The following is a 22,254-nucleotide window of genomic DNA, read 5'->3' on the forward strand; positions in this document are numbered from 1 at the left end:
AATGTATTCTCTGAATATGTTGATGTATCTTTTCTCAACACAAAACAAATCAAATCATTATTGAAATATGCTCAAACGATCAAAACTTCTTCTGGCAGCCATCGCGCTCCCGCTGTTCGCGTCTGCCCAGACCGTGAGTTCGCCCAACGGCAACGTGGTATTGAAATTCTCACTGACCGGCAACGGCGTGCCTACTTATGAAATGACCTACAAGAACAGGGCTGTGGTAAAGCCGTCGCACCTCGGACTCGAACTGGCGAAGGACAAGCACGCCTCAAAAGGCAAGAACGAGACCGACCTGATGGACGGTTTCACTACGACGAGCACGCAGACTTCTACATTCGATGAGACGTGGAAGCCGGTGTGGGGCGAAACGAAGACCATCAGGAACAACTATAACGAGCTGCAGGTGAACCTCAATCAGGCAAGCAGCAGCAGGGACATCATCATCCGTTTCCGTGTCTACGACGACGGTATGGGTTTCCGATACGAGTTCCCGCAGCAGAAAGAGCTGAACTACTTCATCGTGAAGGACGAGAAGACGGAGTTTGCAATGGCAGGCGACCACACGGCGTGGTGGCTTCCGGGCGACTACGACACACAGGAACAGGAAACACAGGAGAGCAGACTGTCGGAAATACGCAGCAAGTTCCGCGACGCTGTGAACTGGGGAAATTCCTCGGTGGCAGTATTCTCGGAAACCGGCGTGCAGACATCGCTTCAGATGAAGACCGAGGACGGACTCTACATCAATCTCCACGAGGCGGCACTCGTGAACTATCCGGCGATGCACCTCAATCTGAACGACAGGAATATGACGTTCACGTCGTGGCTCACGCCCGATGCCACAGGCAACAAGGCTTACGTACAGACGCCGTTCAACACGCCGTGGCGCACCGTAATCGTGAGCGACGACGCCCGCGATATGCTTTCAAGCAACCTGATTCTCAATCTCAACGAGCCGTGCAAGATAGAGGACACGAGCTGGATTCATCCAACGAAGTACGTCGGCGTGTGGTGGGAAATGATCACGGGACACAGTGCGTGGAACTACACCGACGACTATCCTTCCGTTCATCTGGGTAAGACCGACTATGCGAAAGCAAAGCCGAACGGACGGCACGGTGCGAACAACGAGAACGTGCGCAAGTACATAGACTTTGCCGCCGAGCACGGCTTTGATCAGGTGCTCGTGGAAGGTTGGAACATCGGTTGGGAAGACTGGGCGAATATGTGGAAAGACAAGGTTTTCGATTTCGTTACCCCCTATCCCGACTTCGACATCAAGGCACTCAACGAGTATGCGCACGCAAAGGGCGTGAAGCTGATGATGCACCACGAGACTTCCTCGAGCACAATCAACTACGAACGCCATCTGGAAAATGCGTTCAACCTGATGAACAAGTACGGCTATGACGCTGTGAAGACCGGCTACGTGGGCGACATCATTCCCCGCGGCGACTTCCACAACAGCCAGAACACCGTGAATCACTATCAGTACGTCGTGGAAACGGCTGCCAAGCACAGGATTATGGTCAATGGACACGAGGCCGTGCGCCCGACAGGCCTTTGCCGCACGTGGCCGAACCTCGTAGGAAACGAGAGCGCACGCGGCGGAGAATACGAGGCGTTCGGCGGCTCCAAGCCCGACCACACCGTGGTTCTCCCATTCACACGTCTGCAAGGTGGCCCGATGGACTACACGCCGGGCATCTTTGTTACGAAGCTGAGCGAGTGGACGGACAACAAGAGTTGGGTGCGCTCCACGCTCGTCGGCCAAATGGCTCTCTACCTCACGATGTACAGCCCACTGCAGATGGCTGCCGACACGCCCGAGAACTACGGAAAATATATGGATGCCTTCCAGTTTATCAAGGACGTGCCCTGCGACTGGGACGACTCGAAATACCTTGAGGCAGAACCCGGCGACTACATCACCGTTGCACGAAATGAAAAGGGAACGAAGAGCTGGTTCATCGGTGGAAAGTGCGACGAGAAGGGACACAAGAGCACAATCAAGCTCGACTTCCTCGACAAAGATTACGTATATGACTGCACCATCTACGCCGACGGCAAGAACGCTCACTACGAAAAGAACCCACAGTCGTACACCATTACTAAGAAAAATCTGAAGAAGGGCGACGTGCTGGAGCTCACGATGGCTCCCGGAGGTGGTTTCGCAGTTTCCCTGCACGCCAGATGGAACGGCGAAGACAGGGCAATAGGCAAGTAATCCTGCCAGTTTGTCCTGTCGGAAAAACATCGTGAAACGGAGGCGAAAACGACCCTTTTGAGGAGGGATACGGAGCCTTTCAAAAAAAGGTACGTACTTTTCATTGAAAAAGTACGTACTTTCCGGGCAAAAAGTACGTACTTTTTCTTCAAAAAAATACAGTAGAGTTTCATTTTTATTATACCTTTGTACCAAAAATTTATATCCTCATAAGAGGAAACATATCTATCTCAAGAAAAAGATATAATATTCCTCATTTTAGCTGAATGGAATTTACAGAGTTGAGAACTTTGCTATAAACTAAATTTACTGATGAAAAAAACTGTAATCATCTTTTGTATGAGCTTATTGTGCAATGCAGTCTTTTCGCAAAGGCAACAAGGTGTGTATCTTGAGTTAGGAGGTGCATCTACATCGGTTGGGTTGCACTACGACACGAGATTTAATGAAAAGACAAGATGGGGAGGACGAATAGGAATAGCCTATACCTATTCGTCGTCGGAAGATTTCTTTGATTTTGGTCCCCAGAAAACATCAGGGTGGAGCATACCTGTTGCTGTTAATTATCTGATTGGCAGCAAAAGGCATAATCTGGAACTTGGTATTGGAATTAGCTATGGTATGTATTCGTGTAAAAAACAAGCGAATGGGTTTGAAGTTGAACAACCACGCAACGGTGCTTTCGGTTTTGTGGACATAGGCTACCGTTATCAATCAAGCAAAGGGTTGATGGTGCGAATGGGAATGAATCCCGGTGTGGCACTTGGAGAATACAATGAGTTTGGAATAAAAGAGAATGGAGTAAGCCGTGCAGCAGTCATATATCCGTATGTAAGTGTTGGATATGATTTCTAATTTATTGCGCTTATGAGTTTTATGATGTAATCTCTCACAAACTCCACAGAATCACAGACGTTTATTTTCGCCACAAAGAAGGCAAAGCCTTCAAGGATGGCACGGATTTCCTTGTGTGAATGAGTGTTGCAGCTTCGCAAAAATGCAGGGCAAACGTGCGAAGAATGCGCTGCGTTTTTCGTACGTTTGCAAATCGTTCCTTTATGCGTCTGAAATCGTTATTGTTTTGCTGAACAAGTAACGAAATGATTTTGGATAAATAAATGAAAAAATACTTTTAATTTATCTCCTTTTATGATTTGCAACTAATTATAATCAATGCGAGATAAATTAAACATTTCGGCAATCCTATTTACTGTTGCTTGTTAATTTTTATTAATGATATGAATCGAAGTGGATTAAAAATAACTTTGAAAATAAAATATTTGTATATTTGCGCACAATTTAATTCAAATAGAAATTTAACCATTAAACCATTAAAAAAATAATCAAGTCGACACGATTATATGCAGACCTTAATTACTGCTAAAAGGAGCGGATACCGAAAAGCTATTATTAAAGAGTAGGTAAAAAAAACATAACTATGAGAAAAATTTTATTATTAATTGTTTTAGTTTTTTCACTTTTTGCGTGCAATTCTGAAAATGAAATTGTTCAGGTTGAAAAATCTACTAGTGGTGTTGTATCTAATGATAATGTACAGAAAATAGCAGTTTATAATGTACAAAGTCAGATAGATTCTTTAAATCACACAATGTTTACTACGGAGTATGGTCAGACAAGAGGTTTCTTCAAATTTTTAAAGAAGTTCTTATTTGTTACAGTTGCTGATGCTGTTGGAGGGATGTTGGGTTCAATGATAACTCCTGCCGGAACGGTAGCTGGTGCTACGGTAATGTCTGGATTAGCTTCAGGATTAGTCTCAAGAACTTCTGCGGATAAGATAGATATGAATATAAGACTTACAAGAAGTGCAAATGCAAATAATCCTGAAATATTTATGCCAATGAATCCAGATAGTATTGCATTGAATAATCTCATTCCTTTGAAAAAGGATTGTAGTATTCCTGAACTCTCTGACAGTATTGGTTACAATCATAATCGTATTTTATTAGAGTTGAAGGCTGAAGCAACTGAGGAAATTTTAGATTTAGATACAATGTTAACAAAAATTGCCCAAAAGACATCTAAAATATACAATGTTGACGAACAGATTGTTTTGCGAGATTTACAGATTAACAGAAAAATTTTTGATGATGTTGTTTCGCCTGAAATGGATATTGAAAAGATGAATTCACTTACTGATTATCTCAATGCTTGGAACCAGAAATATCCAGAGAAAACAGATGAACTTTCTGTGTTGAAAACTTTCTTTGAGGGAGTTGCTCAACTAAAAGTGGAAGAAAATGATGGACAATATCTTTCTAAAATTTTAGATCTAATTTCAAATTCTTCTTTAAATCCTGAAATGAAACAGAACTTAAGAAATGCTTTTGTAGTAGGAAATGCAAGTTATCAATTATGGAATACAGAAAATTAAAATCTAAAATGCGCTTGATGTTTGCATCGCTGTTGCTGCTGAATCCACTTTGTGGTTGGGGACAGAATGCGCAAAATGAAACAAGGAAAGAATCTCCGTGGCATTTTGAAATGGGACTGTCGGCTGGTAGTCCTCAAAAAAAAATAATGCCATTTGGGGCAGTTGCCGATGTGAATTACAGTTTAAGCAGCAGATTCTTGCTCCACGCAGTGGCACAGGGCGATTATTTTCATCCTAAGAATGGTCTGACGGTGGACTACAACAAGACATTAAATCTTGGTGGTGGTGTGGGCTACGTGTTGAATCTGTCAGAGGATGGGAGCAACAGTACATTGGAAGCGCGTGCTTTCGTTACTTCTTCCGTTAGTGGAAAAGATGCCGTTAGGAATACTGCCTACAATGCCGGTATCTATTGGTATGGGAAGCATTCGCAAAGAGGAATTGGCACCGTATTAGGATTAGGGCTTTCAGTAAGAGATTTTCATAAGGATGGAGTTCCTACATACGTTGGAGGATACCTGTCTTTTGGAATAAATTTCTAATATGAAGCCATAGAATATTCTCCCGCATATAATGTTGGAGATTCATTACCAATAGCTTAGAGCTTATAAAACAGAAAAACAGAGAGGTCGGAAATAGCTGACCTCTCTGTTTTTGTTATAATGGTAAAGGTATATACAAACAATGTTTCTTTTAAGTTTGCATCCCGATATGAAGCATTTTTATTCTGCCGACTTCACGTCCTTGATAACGGAAACACAGAGTGCGCCGAGCACCAACGCCACGCCTGCAACAATCATCATATTGCTCTGCACGCCACCTACGACAGTAAGAATTGCTCCGCCCACGACGGCTGCTACAATCTGTGGGATACAGATGGTGCCGTTGAACAAGCCGAGATAGGCTCCCATGTGGCCGTAGCCTTCCAAAGCATTGGTAACGAAAGTGAAAGGCATTGCAAGCATCGCAGCCCAAGCGCATCCGATGAGGACGAACGGAACGAACATCATATACTGGTCGTGAACGAATGCCGTCATTGCGAAACCTATGCCGCCGAGTATCAGCGAAAGGGAATAGGCGAGCTTACGGTTCTTGAACTGCGGCAGAATCATTGCCCAGACCACAGAGCCGATGGCCTGAACGGCAAACAGCACGCCCACCCAGTTGCCTGCTTCCTGATAGCCCTTGCTTGCAACGTCTGTCGTGTCCCAGCAGTTGGCAGCCACGGTGCCGTTGGTGTAGGTCCACATATACATAAATGCAAACCAAGAGAAGAACTGCACGAGTCCCACCTTCCAGAATGTAGCCGGAGCGTTCTTCAGCAAGTCTATCCAGTTTGCCTTCGATTCATTGTCCGTTTCCGTAAGACTGTGGTATTCTGCATATTCCTTCGGAGGCATTTCCTTTACCTTCGCCGTGGTGTAAAGCACGCAGAGGATGAGGATTGCGGCACCGACGTAGAATGAATAGATAACCGAATCGGGCACAACGCCGCTCGGAGCCGTGTTGGCAATGCCGATGGCTGTGAAGAAGAACGGGAACACGTAGCCCACGAGCGAACCTGCATTGCAGAGGAAACTCTGAATGGAGTAGGCGAGGCCTTTCTGCTTCTCGTTCACTTGATCGCCCACGAGCATCTTGAACGGCTGCATCGCCATATTGATACTGGTATCGAGGAACATCAGGGCTATCAGTCCGAATATCATAGCCGTGGAGACGGTCATTCCGAACGAACCGGAGTTGGGCAGAAGGCACATTACGAGCACGGCAACGGCTGCACCCACGAAGAGATAGGGAATGCGGCGGCCGAAGCGGGTCCAAGTCTTATCGGAGAGCGTGCCTACGATAGGCTGCACGATGATGCCCATCAGCGGAGGAAGAATCCAGAAATAACTCAAATTGTGAGGGTCTGCTCCCAATGTTGCGAAAATACGTGAGATGTTTGCACTCTGAAGTGCGTAAGCAATTTGCACACCGAAGAATCCGAAGCTCAGATTCCATAGTTGCCAAAAACTTAAATTTGGTCTTTGTTTCATATCTTTAGTTGAATAATCGTTATGTTCTATGCTTTTTTATCGTGTTGTTCCCCTGACAATGAGCCTTGTCCGTACCACGCGTTTCTCGACTGCGTCCATAGCCAAGGCTCCTTCCACCTTTTCTATGAGAATGTTGGCAGCCTCTTCGCCTACCCGGAGACCACGCTGTTCAACCGTGGTCAGCATTGGTTCGCAGGCAGTTGCACGCTCGCCGTTCGTGAATCCACAGATGGAAATATCGTCGGGAATGTGATAGCCGAGTCGTTTGCACGAGTAGAGAATGCCGATGGCAGTATCGTCGTTCACGGCGAAGAACGCATCGGGAGGCGTCGGCAGCAGCATCACGTCGGGGGTGATTGCCTCTGCGTCGGTACGGTTGTCGCATATTCTTATGAGCGACTCATCAGGCTTTAGTCCGTGCTTGAGCAATGCGTCGCGATAGCCGTTGTAGCGGTTCTTTCCGATTTCCAAATTGAGCGACGTTCCGTAGTAGGCAATGCGCGAACAGCCGCTGTCTATCAGGTGGGTAACGGCTGCAAACGCACCCATATAGTCGTCTACGACTACTCTGCTCGCATTCACACCCGTGCTGATACGGTCGTAGAACACCAATGGCACTCCCTGATTGATGAGATACTGGAAATGGTCGTACTTCTGTGTGTCCTTTGCCTGCGATACGATGATGCCGCAAACCTTGTTTTCGTAAAACGACTTGCAAATCTTGACCTCCTTCTCGTACTTTTCGTCGCTCTGCGCAACCATTATCCGATAGCCGCGTGCGGAAGCCTCTTCCTCGATGCCTGCGAGCACGGAAGAAAAGTAATAGTGTGCAAACTTTGGAACAATGACACCGATGATTTTCAACGGCTGCACCTTGCTTTTGCGCAAAGTCTCTGCAAGCATATTCGGGAAAAAATTATGTTCGCGTGCGTAACGCTTGATTTCCTCCCTCTTCTCGAGCGAAATTCTGGGGCTGTCCTTCAAGGCACGAGAGACCGTAGCCACGGACACACCGAGTTCCCGGGCTATATCTTTCATTGTCAGATTTGCACCTTCTTTCATAGATTTGTTGTCGTTTTTAGTCTAAAATCAAGTTTGATAGGACAAAAATACATAAATCCACAGAAAGATTGACCTATGTCAATTTAATTAATGCTAAATAGTTTGTGCAAACGTTTGCATTAATTAATTAGCGTTTTTAAACATAAAAAAGGTACAAAATAGGTTTAAGAGTCCTACCTTTGCCCTCGAATATGCCTGAAAACAGGCTATTAACCGACAAACGCAATAGATGCGACAATTACTTTAATCAATTATTAATAACTTTAGTAACAAAATGATGAAGCAGGTAAAATGCAAATTTCCTGTCAGGATGCTGGCTTTCGTGGCCGGTATATTCCTGTCAATCAGTGCCTTTGCACAGACAACTGTGAATGGCCATGTTAAAGATGCTGCCGGCGATGACGTTATTGGAGCCTCTGTCCTGATCGAAGGAACAGCAGACGGTACCACTACTGACATCGATGGTAACTTCTCATTGAACGTACAACCGGGTGCAAGACTCAAGATTACCTACATTGGCTATCAGGCTTTCGTAGGTGCTGCCGTTGATGGAATGGAGGTGGTTCTCCAGCCGGACCAGCAGCAGATCGAGGAAGTTGTTGTCATCGGTTATGGTGTTGCCAAGAAAAGCGACCTTACAGGTTCTGTTCTCGCAATGAAGCCGGATGCTAAGAACAAGGGTGTTGTGGTAAACGCTCAGGATATGATGCAGGGTAAGATGGCCGGTGTCAATGTAACCAGCGACGGTGGTACGCCGGGCGGTGGTGCGCAGATACGTATTCGTGGTGGTTCTTCTTTGAACGCATCTAACAGCCCTCTGATTGTTATCGACGGTGTGGCAATGGACAACACCGGTATCAAGGGTATGGCTAACCCACTTTCTATGGTTAATCCACAGGATATTGAAAGTTTCAACGTGTTGAAGGATGCTTCTGCTACTGCTATCTACGGTTCTCGTGGTTCTAATGGTGTCATCATCATTACTACAAAGAAGGGGCGCTCCAATCAGCCTCTCTCAGTTTCTTATGCAGGTAGCGTAACTGCAAGTATGAAGAAGAAGGACATCGACGTGATGACCGGCGACCAGTATCGTGAGTTTATTACAAACTTGTTCGGCGCAGGTTCTCCACAGGTTGCAGCTTTGGGCACTGCCAACACAGACTGGCAGGATGAAATCTATCGTACTGCTTGGAGCCACGACCACAACCTGACGGTTTCAGGTGCAATAGGCAATGGCAAGAATGCACTTCCGTTCCGTGCTTCTGTTGGCTATACCAACAATCAGGGTATCCTCAGAACTTCACAGTTCGAGCGTTACACGGCTGCATTGAACTTGAATCCTTCACTCCTCGACAATCATTTGAATGTGAACATCGCTTTGAAGGGTATGTTTGCAAAGAACCGTTATGCTGATGGTGCTGCAATTGGTAGTGCAGTAGGCTATGATCCAAGCCAGAGCATCTACGACCATACTTCTCCTGATGCGGCAAACTTTGGCTTCTATCACACTTGGCGTGGTGCCGGTCTTGAAAAGGCAGAAGATCCAAACTGGCCTTCTACTTTCAACACTTTGGCTACTAAGAACCCATTGGCTATTTTGAACTTGAAGAACGACCGTGCTCATTCACGCGATTTCATCGGTAATGCTGAAGTAGACTACAAGATTCACGGTTTTGAAGATTTGCGTCTGCACGCTACCGTTGGTGCTGATATCGCAGCAGGTCAGCAGGACACAGACATTGACCCAACGTCTCCTCTCGCTTCTTATTATGGTTACACAGGATGGAGCCGTCAGTTGAAGCGCAACTTGACTTTCAACACTTACGCTCAGTACTATCACGACTTCAATGATAAGTACAACAACCATTTCGATATTATGGCCGGTTACGAGTGGCAGCACTTCTGGCACAGAGACAAGAGCAACTCTATTCAGTACTATCCATCTACCAACCTCCTCAAGGCTGGTCAGATTTACAAGCAGGGTGGTAAGGACTACAACGGCGACGGCGTATTGGAAGATTACGTTTACGCAACAGAAAACTACCTTGTATCATTCTTCGGTCGTGCTAACTGGAGCTTGATGGATCGCTATTACCTGACTGCTACTGTACGTGCTGACGGTGCTTCCCGTTTCAAGGACCACTGGGCAACATTCCCATCTTTGGCATTCGCTTGGAAGGTTAAGGATGAAAACGCATTCAAGAATATCAACTGGCTTTCTGATTTGAAGTTCCGTCTCGGTTGGGGTATGACCGGTCAGCAGGAAGGAATTGGCGATTATAGCTACTTCGATATCTATCAGATGGGCAGCGGCACCAACAACTTCTATCCAATCACTGGCGACGGTACAGTTGCTCGTCCACAGGCAGTAAATAAGAATCTGACTTGGGAAACAACAACGACTTATAACCTTGGTCTTGACTGGGGTGTTGCTAACCAGCGACTCACCGGTAGTTTGGACTGGTACTTCCGTAAGACTACTGACCTTTTGAATACGGTTTATGTTCCTGCTGGTTCTAACTTCCGTAATCAGGTTTCTTCTAACATTGGTTCACTTACAAATACTGGTGTTGAAGTTGCATTGAGCTGGAAGGCTATTCAGGCTAAGGACTTCTATTGGACTTTGGATTACAACTTCACTTACAACCATAACAAGATTACTGACCTGACAGGTGGCAGCGATGCTAACTACTTTATTCCAACAGGTGGTATCTCTGCCGGTACCGGTGGTAACGCACAGGCACACGCAGTAGGCCATCCTATGTCTTCATTCTACGTTTATCAGCAGGTTTACGACAAGGATGGCAAGGCTATCGAAGGTGCTGTTGTAGACAGAAATGCTGACGGTCAGATTACAGAAGCCGACAAGTATTTCTACAAGAGCCCTAACGCTCCTGTAACAATGGGTCTTTCTTCTCGTATGGACTACAAGGGATGGGACTTCGGTTTCACACTTCGTGCAAGTCTTGGAAACTATGTGTTCAACGATATGATGGCAGGCAACTCCAACGTTTCCGCTGCTGCAATCTGGGCTTCTTCCGGCTTTATGTCAAACCGTCCGGTGGCTTCTCTTGCAGACAACTGGCAGACAGGTGCTACGGCAGCTATTCTTTCAGACCGTTGGGTACAGAATGCTTCTTTCTTGAAGCTCGACAACGTAACATTGGGTTACAGCTTTGCTGATCTCTTCAAGACAGGTAACTGGCGTGGTTTGAATGGCCGTGTTTACGGAACAGCTTCTAATATCCTTACTATTACAAATTACGATGGTATTGATCCGGAAGTGTTTGGTGGTATCGACAACAATCTCTACCCACGTCCTATCTCATTCATTCTCGGTTTGAACTTGAATTTCTAATTCTATAAGATTATTACAAATGAAACAATATATTAAGAAAATTGTACCGGCAGCTGCACTGTTGCTTACAATGGGCGTAACATCTTGCGTCGGCGACCTGGACGTTACACCTATCGACCCTAACCTCCAAACGGAGATCGATGCTAACAACCTATTTAACAAGTGCTATTCAGACTTGGGTTTGGCAGGTAACAGTGGTCCTGATGGCGACTGTGATATCGACGGTCTTGATGGTGGTACGACAGGTTTCGTTCGTCAGATGTTCAACTCTAATGAATTGACAACCGACGAAGCTATCTGCAACTGGGTATCTGACGAAGGTATTCCTGAATTCAACTTCAATAACTATGGTGCTTCTCATCCGATGCTCCGTGGTTTCTACTATCGTTTGTATTTTGGTGTAACTATCTGCAACCAGTACATTAATAACTTTGGTAAAATTGACAAGCAGAAGACGGCAGAGGTTCGTTTCCTCCGTGCCCTCAACTATTACTTCTTGATGGATGCTTACGGAAACGTTCCTTTCACAACAGAGATTTCTGCTTCTGCTGCACCTCAGTACACACGTAAGCAGGTTTATGATTTCATTGAAAAGGAATTGCTCGAAATTGAACCTGACTTGGCTGATGCAAAGGCAAAGACATCTGCTGATGCAAACTACGGCCGTGTTGATAAGGCTGCTGTTTGGATATTGCTTTCCCGTCTCTACTTGAATGCTGAAGTTTATACAGGAACTCCACAATGGGCTAAGGCTGCTGAATATGCAAAGAAGGTCATAGATTCTCCGTATCAGCTTTATACCGGTGCTACAACTAATGGTTGGACGGCTTATCAGCAGCTCTTTATGGGTAACAACGGCGAAAACGGTTCTTCAGTAGAAGCTATACTTCCTGTTCTTCAGGATGGTAAGACAACTGCTTCATACGGTACAACGGTATTCTTGATTAACGGCTGCTTCGATGCAGATGCAACTGTTAAGCGTGACGGTGCCAAGGCTGGTAACCTGTATGAAAATGCCAACTGGGCTGGTAACCGTGCTCGTAAGGAGTTGGTTGCAAAGTTCTTCCCTAACAACAATGCACCTGCCGTGTCTGGTATAGATATGCCGGCTGAAGCAGGCGACGACCGTGCTCTCTTTGATGGCTTGGATCGTACAGTCAGTCAGAATACTTCAACAGAAATCTCTCAGTTCAAGAAAGGTTTTGCAGTAGTTAAGTTTACAAACTTCTACTCAGACAACTCTTCTGCTCACGATTTGAAGTTCGCTGATACTGATTTCTTCCTCTTCCGTGCTGCTGAAGCATACCTGACATACGCTGAAGCTACGGCTCGTCAGAACGGTGGCAACACGACTGCTGAGGGTACGGCTTACATCAATAAGCTCCGTGCCCGTGCTCACGCACAGCAGAGAACTTCTGGTTCATTCTCTCTCAACGATATCCTTGATGAATGGAGCCGTGAGTTCTATTTCGAAGGTCGTCGTCGCATTGACTTGGTTCGTTTCAATGCTTTTGGTGGAAACAACAACTACAACTGGTCTTGGAAGGGTGGCGAACTTAACGGCCGTAACTTCTCTGCTACACGTAACATCTTCGCTATTCCAACCAGCGACTTGACTGTAAACACCAACTTGGTTCAGAACCCAGGCTATTAATAAAAATAAGTTGAGGGGACTAACCTCTCCTCAACTTCAATCATTTAATAAACATAAGAATTATGACAAAGATATTAAAGTCAGCATTATTGCTTCTTTGCACAGTATGTTTCTTTACTGCTTGTAGCGATGATAACGATGACAACCCAGTGTTGAAAGCTCCGACGACTTTCCACTTGAATACACCAGCCCTTGCTGCTAACGGTGTATACGACTTGGCCAACTCTTCTACTTTAGAGCTGACTTGCTCTCAGCCAGACTACGGCTTCCCGGCAGTTACCAAGTACACCGTAGAGGTTGCAACCAGTGCTGATATGTCAGACGTAAGAGCTATGTCTGAAACTTTCACAACAGCTAAGATGAACATTAACTCTGCTGACTTGGCGAGTTTGCTCACAGATATGTATGTAGCCAAAGGCAAGACAGAAGCAGATTTTCCTATCGATGGTCCTGTCTACATTCGTTTGAAAGCTGTTCAGACTACTGCCGACGGTACAGAAATCGCAGGTACGGAAATTACTTCAAACACTATCACTTTGAACAAGGTTCACTTGTTGTTCTCTCTTCCTCCTGTTAAGACTCCGGAGAAACTTTACATTACCGGTGCATTCAACAGTTGGTCTTGGGATAGTGCTCTTGAAATGACTCCGGTAAACAGTGCTACAAACATCTTCTGGCATCTCGTTTACATTGATGGTTCTGGTATTAAGTTCAACACAACCAAGGCTTGGGACGGCAACGAAGCAGGCTTCACTAAGATTACTGTGAACGCTGCAAGCGAATTAGGAAGCGAAATTATCGACAACGGTGGCAACATCGCATCTTCCACCCCGGGTTGGTACCTGATGATCGTTGAGTGCTCTGTTGTAGGTCGTGATATCGTTTACAACGTAACATTTAACAAGCCTAACGTCTACCTTATGGGTCCTGTTACTCCTGCCGGTAGTTGGGATGAATTGCAGGCCGATGCACTCTTCACAGTTCCTACAACGGCGACAGGTGAATTTGTTTCTCCGGCATTCTCTACATCAGTTCCCGGTGGCGACGGCGACGGTATCCGTGTTTACGTTAAGATTCCGGGATTCGACTGGTGGAAGTCTGAGTTCATTGTAATCGACCAGAAGATTGTTTACCGTGGCAATGGCGGCGATCAGGCTCGTGTGGCAGGTTCACAAGGTCAGAAGCTCTACTTGAACTTCACAAGCGAAACAGGTAAAGTTGAATAAAACCAAACAAAGTTTTAAAAGAAAGTTATGAAAAAATTATCATTATATGTCTCTCTCGCAATCGCAGGACTCTTTTTAGGGTCTTGCGGTGAGGACAACAGCTATGGCGATTGGGCAAATCCTCAGGCCTACAATCAGGAAGATGCAATCACTATCCCGGGTTTCAAAGCTACTGCCGTAGCAAATCAGGATTTGGCAACAACCGGCGACAGCACAGCTACATTCGTATTAAGCAGTGCTGCACTTCCAGAAGGATTCTCACTGGCTAATGCCCGTGTAGAGCTTACTCCAACTGGCTTAGATGGTGCCAAAACAACTACTGTAAATACTTCTTTGGCAGGTTTGGCTTCAACATCTGAGCTTCAGGCCCTCGTTGAAAGTGTATACGGAAAGCGTCCGGAAGCCCGTACTTTCGATGCACACGTTTACGTAAACGCTGTAAAGGATGGTCAGGCAGTTCTCATTGATGCCGGCACTATTACTGTTACACTTATTCCAGAAGCTCCATTCATCGACTCGGCTTACTATCTCGTAGGCGATATGGCAGGTTGGGATGCTGCTTCTGCTGTCAAGTTCAATCACAGTGGTGCAGACGTTTATGCTGATTCTAAGTTCACGGTAACATTCACCACAACCAAAGCCGACCAGTACTGGAAGATTATTCCTCAGAACAACTATGCAGGCAACTTCTGGGCAGAAGGCAAGACAGGTGTTGTTGGTGTTGCAGTAGATGGCGATGCAAACCTTGAAGGCTCATTGACAACAGACGCTCCTAAGGCAGGTAAGATTGCTGAAGCAGGTATGTACCGTATGACGCTCGATATGATGTCATACACATACAAAATCGAGAAACTCAATTTCGTAGAATTCCTCTATATGGCAGGCGATGCCAACGGTTGGAACCACTCAGACATTCTCCACGGACCAGCATTCGACGGCAAATACACTGGCTATATGTACTTGACACAGAATGGCTTCAAGTTCTCCGAAGAGCAAGGATGGAACGGCAAGAACTATGGTGCAGGCTTCAGCACAGCAGGCGATGCTGCCAACATCACAATGTCAGAGCCTAATGGTTTCTACAAGGTTGATGTAGACTTGGGGGCACAGTCATACAGCTTGACAGCTATCAACACCATTGGTATCATCGGCGATGCTACTGCTGGTGGTTGGGACAGCGATCAGGATATGACCTACGATCCTACCAACCACTGTTGGGTGGCTAACGGCGTTGTACTCACTAACGGCACTATCAAGTTCCGTGCCAACGATGCTTGGTCAATCAGTTGGGGTGGTACAGACCTTAACAAACTGACAACTGCAAATGGCGGTAACATCAGCGTAACTGCTGGTACTTATACCATCAAGTTGTATCCTTCTTACGACGGCAACACTAAGGTTACATTCGAGTAATCTTGTTGATAATAATTAAAAATAGGAGAACATCATTCGGTGTTCTCCTATTTTTTTGTATTTCTGTCAATGTATAAGTACGCCATTCATCAGCGTTAATCCCATTCCTCACGGTATTTCCTTAGCGTCTTATTGTTTCTCGTTTTTATGCGCATTATGATTGTAAATATTCTTGTGTAGCGTGCTTTTTTGTTTCAATTCTGTATATTTATTGACATTGTTTTTTGCCAATCTCCAAAAAGTTGTTATATTTGCAAATCAAGTTATATAATAATTTATTTTTTATGAAGAACATTTTACTTTTTTGTTTCGCGCTTGTCTCTTTCTTTACAGAGGCATTTGCTCAAGGAGAAGTAGTCATCGGAACGAATATGCCCGAGGGCAGCACGTTCAAGTTTTCCGTGGCTCGAGTTGATGAAAACGCCGACGTCTATGTGGACTGGGGCGATGGTGTAAAACAGAAAGCCACGCTTTCGGGATGGCGCGACGTGAAGGATGCCGAAGGCGAACTGAAGAACGACACCATTATAATATATGGCGATTTCACGAAAATTGAAATCGAGGACAGAAAGATTGACTACTTGAATTTTAAAAATCAGAACAGCCTCAAGCAGCTTTCCGCACAGAACAATGAATTGACTTACGAAGGATTCCTGTTTGAAGGTGCTCCGAATCTTGAGATTATCGACATTACCAACAACAAGGTCAGACGATTGGATCTGCGCACTCTCACTAAGCTCGTACAGTTTCAGGCGAGCAAAAATCCTGAACTTGCAACCGTGCTCTTCAAGGATGGCTGCACAACGTTGAGGACCATTGATATGAGCGATTGCGACATTACGCATTTCTATCCAATCAGCTTGCCCAATCTCGACCATCTGAATCTTGGAAACGACAATCTTATGGACTTGGAAATCGGCGGGAACTATCCGAATTTGAAGAGTCTGACCGTAACGAACAACGTGGGGCTTGATAGCATTGACGTTACCAGTCTGAAGACGCTGACCTCACTCAAGATTGCCGGAACGCAGATAGTGGAATTGAATCTTGTGAACAATCCCGAGCTTATCACTTTGGAAGCAACAGGCACAGGGCTTGAAAAGCTCGACCTGACACAGAATCTGAAGATTACAACCTTGCTGCTCGGCAACACAAAGATAGCCAAACTGGATGTCAGCAAGTTGGCTAATCTGACGACAATCAATATGGAAAACACGCTCGTGAAGCGTGTAGACCTTTCAAATTGCCGTGCTCTTAGAGAAGTGAATATGAAGGGAACAGGCATTCAGTTCCTTGATATGCACAGCGCAATCGGTACAAACCGCCTGAACAAACTGGATATCAGAGACTGTAAGGAAATGACTCCGCAGTCCTTGAACTTCACTTATATGGCAATGCCCCCACACCGAGGCAGCTCCTATGGTCAGAATGTGCTGATAAAAGGCTCTAACGGCGAGACTTCAAAGACAGATTTGCTCAAATACGACGAAGACAACTACTACATTTCCGATGTGAAGGGCGACGGTACTGCAAAGATGGATTCCATCAACATCGTTATGACACCGGTTGATGGCGTTGCATATTCTCTTTCTCAGGTAGCCAACGACGGCTACTATGCAACTTGGAATGCCATTACGAAGAAAGCCGTTCCGGGTTTCCCAATCCGAATTTCCGGAAATGCACCTGAAGGACAAGAACTTATTGGCGTTGAAATAAATGGAAAGCTCTATGAAGACAGCATATTCGTGGTTTCAGCAGACGCTACTGTCAAGCCAGTTTATGCCACAACCGGCAATGGCGATTACATCACGATTACTGTTCCGGCAGGCGTTGCACAGCAATATTTCCTTGCGAAGAGTGCCGACGACAATGAAATCTCCATCGACTGGGGTAACGGCGATAAGGTTCCGGTAGATGTAAGAACCACAACCACCGTTGTTCAGGGAACCACAAGCGGCACGAAGGTTACTATCTACGGTGCCGTTACACGTGCCGACTTCTCAAGCTATCCACAGGCCAATCTCGATAATAAGATTACGGCTGTCGATGTAAGCCACAACAACAACCTGCATTGGCTTTCAACCTATATGAACTCTATTCAGACATTGAACATCAGCAACTTGACTAACCTCGATACACTTGATTGTGCATACTCTGAACTCAGCAAACTCGACGTAACAAAGAATACAAAGCTCATCTGTCTGCGTGCAAACGGCAACAGTTTCGAGCAGATTGACCTGAAGAATGCACCTGAATTGCAGTATCTCGAAATCAACAACAACAGCCTCGACGACCTCGACTTGAGTAAGAACAGCAAGTTGGTAACGATTATTGCAAGTACCAACAGTCTCACTTCTATTGATGTTGCGAATATGCCAGACCTTGAAGTACTGCGTGTGGGTGCAAACGTTCTGAGCACATTGAATGTGGATGCCAATGCCAAACTCAGAGAACTGGATGCTTCCAACAACTCTTTGACAACCCTGAACCTTACCAACAACAAGAACCTGAGCCGACTGATGGTAAACGGAAACAAGCTGACGGGTCTTGATTTGACAGGTCTCGACAATCTCTCCTATATCAATGTAGGCGATAACAAATGGGATGCCTGCACGCTGAACGATTTTTATTACACACTTTCCGAATACAAGGCTGAACCGAATGCGCCTGCCGGTTTCAAACTGTTCTCACGAGGCGATAGATCCGACAGATACAACGATGCCGATCACGCAGAGTCTAAACTCGCCACCGATAAGGGATGGGCAGTAAACTACGAGGGTAACGGCACAGGTTGCGATATGGCTTACGTAACGATAGAGAATGCTGAAAACGGTACGGTGAAGGTGTTCACTACTGCCGACACAGAGGTCTTGAGCGGCACCAAGGTTAAGAAAAACTCCGACCTGAAGGTTGTTTGCACACCGGCGACAGGCTATGCAGTCCAGTCTTCAACTGCTAATGGTGCCAACATCGTGAACAATACGTTCAAGATTACGGAAGCTACCACGGTGGTTGTGAAATTTGCAGTAGCAAACGGCATCGGAGGCGTAAGCGAGAATGCTACTACCGTTGAAGGCGGCAGCAACGAGCTTTTGTTCACAACTTCTGAACCTACCGAAATCCGTGTTTACACAACAGGCGGAAAGCTCGTGTTTGCAGAAACTGTACGTGGCTCTCAGGCTATTGGTCTTCCATCAGGTGTATATGTAGTGAAAACTCGTGGAGTGGCCAAGGCAGTTGTAGTGAAATAATATGCTTGTGATTCAGTTCACTTATTTATAGGCTTGTTCTTGTGGATTTGGAGTTTGTCTCGAATCCAGTTATTACAGGTCTTTCTTTCTCAAACAAAGAGCGCGGCAGATAATTGTCGCGCTCTTTTCATATTTTGTTGTATTCCCTTTCGTTTGTAAGTGCTTGAAAATCAGATGCTGTTTTCTTGGGTTTCAAACGTGCGAAGAATGCAGCGCAATCTTCGCAAAAATGGCGTGCAAACGTGCGAAGAATGGAATGCGTTTTTCGCAAGAATGGAAAATGCCTGTATTTTAGATGAGTAGACAAGTGAACAGACAGGCAAATATTTCCTTGTTTCCTCGTCCTCTTTGTCCCTTGTCCACTTACCCGAAAAACAACTATATAATGATGAAGAATCTTCTTTAAAATGATAATTTGGAATAAAAATCTTGTTTTTATGTTAAAAAAGTTGTTGAAGTCTTATTTTATTTATAACTTTATCATTCATAGAAAACAAACAAGAAAACCTTATTGTCATTATTTTTTTGATTAATATATTATTAACTTAAACCTAAACAGGCGTATGAAAAAAGTATTTTTACTTCTTATTGCTATTTTCCAATTCTGCTGTATGACCTATGCGCAGACCGTGGAGAATGGGGTTTTGAAGTCGTGGGGTGGTGCTTCCGGTGCCATAACTATTCCGGATGAAGTTACGGAAATTGCTGCTAACTGCTTCTATACAGAGGGAGAAGAAAGTGGCGATGACGGTTGGGGCTCTTCCGATCCGCAGAGCAACACGGACATTACAAGCGTGGATCTCAACAATGTGAAGAAGATTGGCAAGAATGCCTTTAACGGTTGTCTGAACATTGAGACAGTCAAAGCCGGAAAAGTAGAGGAAATTGCCGAAGGTGCATTCTCAAAATGCAGCAGCCTGAAGAACATTAGTCTCCCTGCAATCAAGGTGTTGGCAAGGAAGCCTTTGCTTTCTGTTCTGAAATTACTGGTGTTGAGCTTGGCAATCAGCTTGCCGACGTTACGGATAATCCTTTCAAGATGTGCGGAGCCGTAACTTCGCTGACCGTAGCGAACGGTTGTTCGGTATTCAAGAGCGTGAACAACGCGTTGATTAGGACTGCCGACAAGACTTTGGTGGCACTTGCAGGCACGGCGACTGAGATTGTGTTGGGTGAAACGGAATGTACGGCGATCGGTTCGGAAGCCCTTTATGGCAATGCTGCTTTGAAGAAAGTGAATCTCCCCGGAGTTGTAACGATTGGCAACAAAGCTCTTACCAACTGCTTTTCCTTGTCGGAACTGTTGGTTCCTAATCTGAAAAATGTAGTAGACGACAGCTTTATTACTTGGAATGGAGTCGGTTCGCTCAGTGTGGTCGATATTCATTTGAGTGCTGATTTCGATTCTTTCGGCTATTCTCCGTTCCCCGATAAGACTGTAACGATCATTTACGTGGCAAATAATACCATTAAGGAGAAACTCGAAAAAACTTTCAAGAAATGCAAAATTGTGGTGGGTGCTCCCGGAGAAGTTCAGAAATATGCCGTAACTTTCAGCCACAACGAGGGCGGCACGATGGAAGCGTGGAACACTGGCGGCGTGGATGTTGTGAGCGGACAGGAAGTGAATGCAGGCAGTATGGTCAGAATCAAGGCTGTGCCCCGCTATGGATATGAGATAGAGAAGTGGGAAGTAAACGGCACCGTGCTCACGGAAACACTTCCGTCTGAAGGCACGAACGGGCAGATATACACGGTAGAAACGTTGAATGCACCTTTGAATGTGGTTGTAACATTCGCTAAACTTCCCGAAGGCTATGTGGTGTTCTTCAAGAGCCGTTCGCCTAATTATGGTAAGCTGACCTGTAAAACAGAAAAGGGCGAAGAGGTTACGTCGAGTGGTTTGGTGCCGGTCGGCAGCAAGCTCACGTTCACGGCTGTTCCGAACGAGGGTATGCGCGTAACGGAATGGTACAAGGAGGTTACATCAGGCACGGAATCTTCCTACCAAATCATCGAGGGACAGACCGGCAAACTTACCTATACGCTTGATGCTTACGACGCAATGGATATTCAGGTGGACTTTGAACGAAATCAGGGCACACATATCGTAACTTTCAGTTCGCTCAATGAGTTTGCCACGGTAACAGCAAAAGCAAATGGAGCGGAAATCAATTCCGGCGCAGCCGTTGCTGAAGGTGCTACGGTTGAGTTTACTGCGCATCCAAAGGAAGGTTATAGTGTAGACAGTTGGCTGCTCGGCTCCGATGTGGTAGATGGCGAAAAGGGACTGACCTATACTATTGAGAATCTGTCTGCCGACGTGAATGTATCGCTTGTTTGTGCCGAAACGCAGCCCGAAAAACCGAAGGACGCGGTAATTGTAGACGGACATCTGGTTTCGTGGACACCTGAAGGTGCTGCCGTTACGCCTCCTTCCGTTACAGTTATCGACCGTGAGGCTTTCAAGGGAGCCAACGAAATGACCTCGTTCCACATCAGCAAGGACGTAAAGGTCATCGGAGAATTGCCGTTCCTCTATTGTGCGAAACTCGCCAAGATTACCGTTGAACCGGAAAATCCTTATTTTACCGAAGTAGACGGCGTGGTTTACACGAAAGACAAGACTAAACTCGTAGCTTATCCTATTGGCGACCGTCGCGAAAATTACGAGATTCTTGCCTCTGCTACCGGTATTATGCCAGGCGTCTTTGCCACGAATATGTACCTGAAGGGCGTTTCCATTGCGAAATCCAATACGGCAATGAAGGCCGTAGAGGGCATACTCTATTCTAAAGACGGTGCAAAGGTGCTCTTCCACCCTGTAACCGGAGCATCGGAAATTACGCTTGAGGAGGGCGTTAAGACCATAGGACGCTATGCCCTTGCATTCAATCCTGTTTTGGACAAGCTCCATCTCCCGCAATCTCTGAATGCCATCGAGGCTTTGGCGTTGCCGTATAACGGTCTGCTTACGAGCATTGAGTGGGAAGAAGGCATCGCGCCGGAACTGGAGAGCATCGGCGACTCTGCATTCTACTATAACTTCTCGTTGTTGCAGTTGCCATACATCGGCACGTTGAAGTCTGTCGGAAAGGCTGCATTCCTCAACTGTCTGCTGCTTGAAGAGGTTCATATCCCTGCATCTTGCACAGCCATCGGCGAGAATACTTTCTCTCATTGCCGTGCGCTGAAGAATGTCTATGCCTATGCTGCGACACCGCAGAACATTGCAGACAACCTTTTCCACGATATAGAATATATTGACGAGGCTACGCTCTATGTTCCGGAAGGCAAGGCAGACGTTTATAAAACTGCATTGGGATGGAGACATTTTAATAAGGTTGTAGATGTAATCACGGGCATCGGCAGAACTACGGCAGATGCAGCAGTAGGAATTACTGCACAGGCTGACGGCTATCTCGTGGAAGGTTTAAAGGCTGGTCAGGGCTATGCCGTTTATGCGCTTTCCGGCGCAAGGGTTATGGCTGGTAAGGCGAATAGCAACACCCTGTTCTTGCCATTGGAAAGAGGAAAGATGTATATCCTGCGCCTTAACGATGGTAAGGCATATAAGCTCTTTTAAGCCATTAGGCAATGAGTAGGATTGGTTAAGAAAACGAGTT

The 22,254-nt window shown here is 45.7% G+C and carries 13 protein-coding genes; 11 read left to right on the top strand and 2 right to left on the bottom strand.

All coding sequences use genetic code 11. The annotated features are described in order from the left end of the window. The first annotated feature begins 67 nt into the window (after positions 1 to 67). The 4 genes from P150_RS0109360 (at position 68) to P150_RS0109385 (ending at position 5,170) form a co-directional block, all read left to right on the top strand. Positions 68 to 2,233 (top strand): glycoside hydrolase family 97 protein, encoded by a 2,166-nt coding sequence (locus P150_RS0109360; RefSeq protein WP_036932170.1) that lies wholly within the window; start codon positions 68 to 70, stop codon positions 2,231 to 2,233. 312 nt (positions 2,234 to 2,545) lie between these two features. Further along, on the top strand, positions 2,546 to 3,088 hold the full coding sequence (locus P150_RS0109365) for a hypothetical protein (protein ID WP_036932171.1): 543 nt from the start codon (positions 2,546 to 2,548) through the stop codon (positions 3,086 to 3,088). Positions 3,089 to 3,671: 583 nt separating this feature from the next. After that, positions 3,672 to 4,628: a hypothetical protein gene (locus P150_RS0109380; protein ID WP_028897460.1), complete on the top strand. Its 957-nt coding sequence runs from the start codon at positions 3,672 to 3,674 to the stop codon at positions 4,626 to 4,628. Beyond that, positions 4,610 to 5,170 carry a hypothetical protein gene (locus P150_RS0109385; RefSeq protein ID WP_028897461.1) on the top strand — a complete coding sequence of 187 codons (561 nt, stop codon included), beginning with the start codon at positions 4,610 to 4,612 and terminating at the stop codon, positions 5,168 to 5,170. The genes P150_RS0109380 and P150_RS0109385 overlap by 19 nt, the downstream gene beginning before the upstream one ends. A 180-nt stretch (positions 5,171 to 5,350) precedes the next feature. On the opposite strand, the gene P150_RS0109390 is transcribed toward P150_RS0109385, so the two are convergent. Continuing rightward, positions 5,351 to 6,664, bottom strand: a complete 1,314-nt coding sequence (locus tag P150_RS0109390; protein ID WP_028897462.1) for an SLC45 family MFS transporter — start codon at positions 6,662 to 6,664, stop codon at positions 5,351 to 5,353. A 36-nt stretch (positions 6,665 to 6,700) separates the two neighbouring features. Continuing rightward, a complete protein-coding gene (locus P150_RS0109395) occupies positions 6,701 to 7,726 on the bottom strand; it encodes a LacI family DNA-binding transcriptional regulator (protein WP_028897463.1) in 1,026 nt (341 codons plus the stop codon). Positions 7,727 to 8,003: 277 nt separating this feature from the next. On the opposite strand from P150_RS0109395, the gene P150_RS0109400 reads away from it, so the two are divergent. The 7 genes from P150_RS0109400 to P150_RS16310 all read left to right on the top strand — a co-directional run bounded on the left by P150_RS0109400 (position 8,004) and on the right by P150_RS16310 (position 22,214). Continuing rightward, entirely contained in the window at positions 8,004 to 11,084 is a 3,081-nt protein-coding gene (locus tag P150_RS0109400) for a TonB-dependent receptor (protein WP_028897464.1), read from the top strand. 19 nt (positions 11,085 to 11,103) lie between these two features. Then, a complete protein-coding gene (locus tag P150_RS0109405; protein ID WP_028897465.1) occupies positions 11,104 to 12,738 on the top strand; it encodes a RagB/SusD family nutrient uptake outer membrane protein in 1,635 nt (544 codons plus the stop codon). Positions 12,739 to 12,800: 62 nt separating this feature from the next. Next, positions 12,801 to 13,964 (top strand): SusF/SusE family outer membrane protein, encoded by a 1,164-nt coding sequence (locus P150_RS0109410; RefSeq protein ID WP_028897466.1) that lies wholly within the window; start codon positions 12,801 to 12,803, stop codon positions 13,962 to 13,964. Between the two features lie 27 nt (positions 13,965 to 13,991). Further along, positions 13,992 to 15,377 (top strand): DUF5115 domain-containing protein, encoded by a 1,386-nt coding sequence (locus P150_RS0109415; protein WP_028897467.1) that lies wholly within the window; start codon positions 13,992 to 13,994, stop codon positions 15,375 to 15,377. A 284-nt stretch (positions 15,378 to 15,661) separates the two neighbouring features. Next, positions 15,662 to 18,628 carry a leucine-rich repeat domain-containing protein gene (locus P150_RS0109420; protein ID WP_028897468.1) on the top strand — a complete coding sequence of 989 codons (2,967 nt, stop codon included), beginning with the start codon at positions 15,662 to 15,664 and terminating at the stop codon, positions 18,626 to 18,628. Positions 18,629 to 19,191: 563 nt separating this feature from the next. Then, positions 19,192 to 19,683, top strand: coding sequence for a leucine-rich repeat protein (locus tag P150_RS18000; protein ID WP_231477592.1), 492 nt, complete (start codon positions 19,192 to 19,194; stop codon positions 19,681 to 19,683). Beyond that, complete coding sequence (locus tag P150_RS16310; protein ID WP_051617616.1) at positions 19,668 to 22,214, top strand: leucine-rich repeat protein; 2,547 nt, start codon at positions 19,668 to 19,670, stop codon at positions 22,212 to 22,214. Before P150_RS18000 ends, P150_RS16310 begins: the two co-directional genes overlap by 16 nt. The last annotated feature ends 40 nt before the right edge of the window (positions 22,215 to 22,254 follow it).

The organism is Prevotella sp. HUN102 (genome assembly GCF_000688375.1).
GTDB lineage: Bacteria > Bacteroidota > Bacteroidia > Bacteroidales > Bacteroidaceae > Prevotella.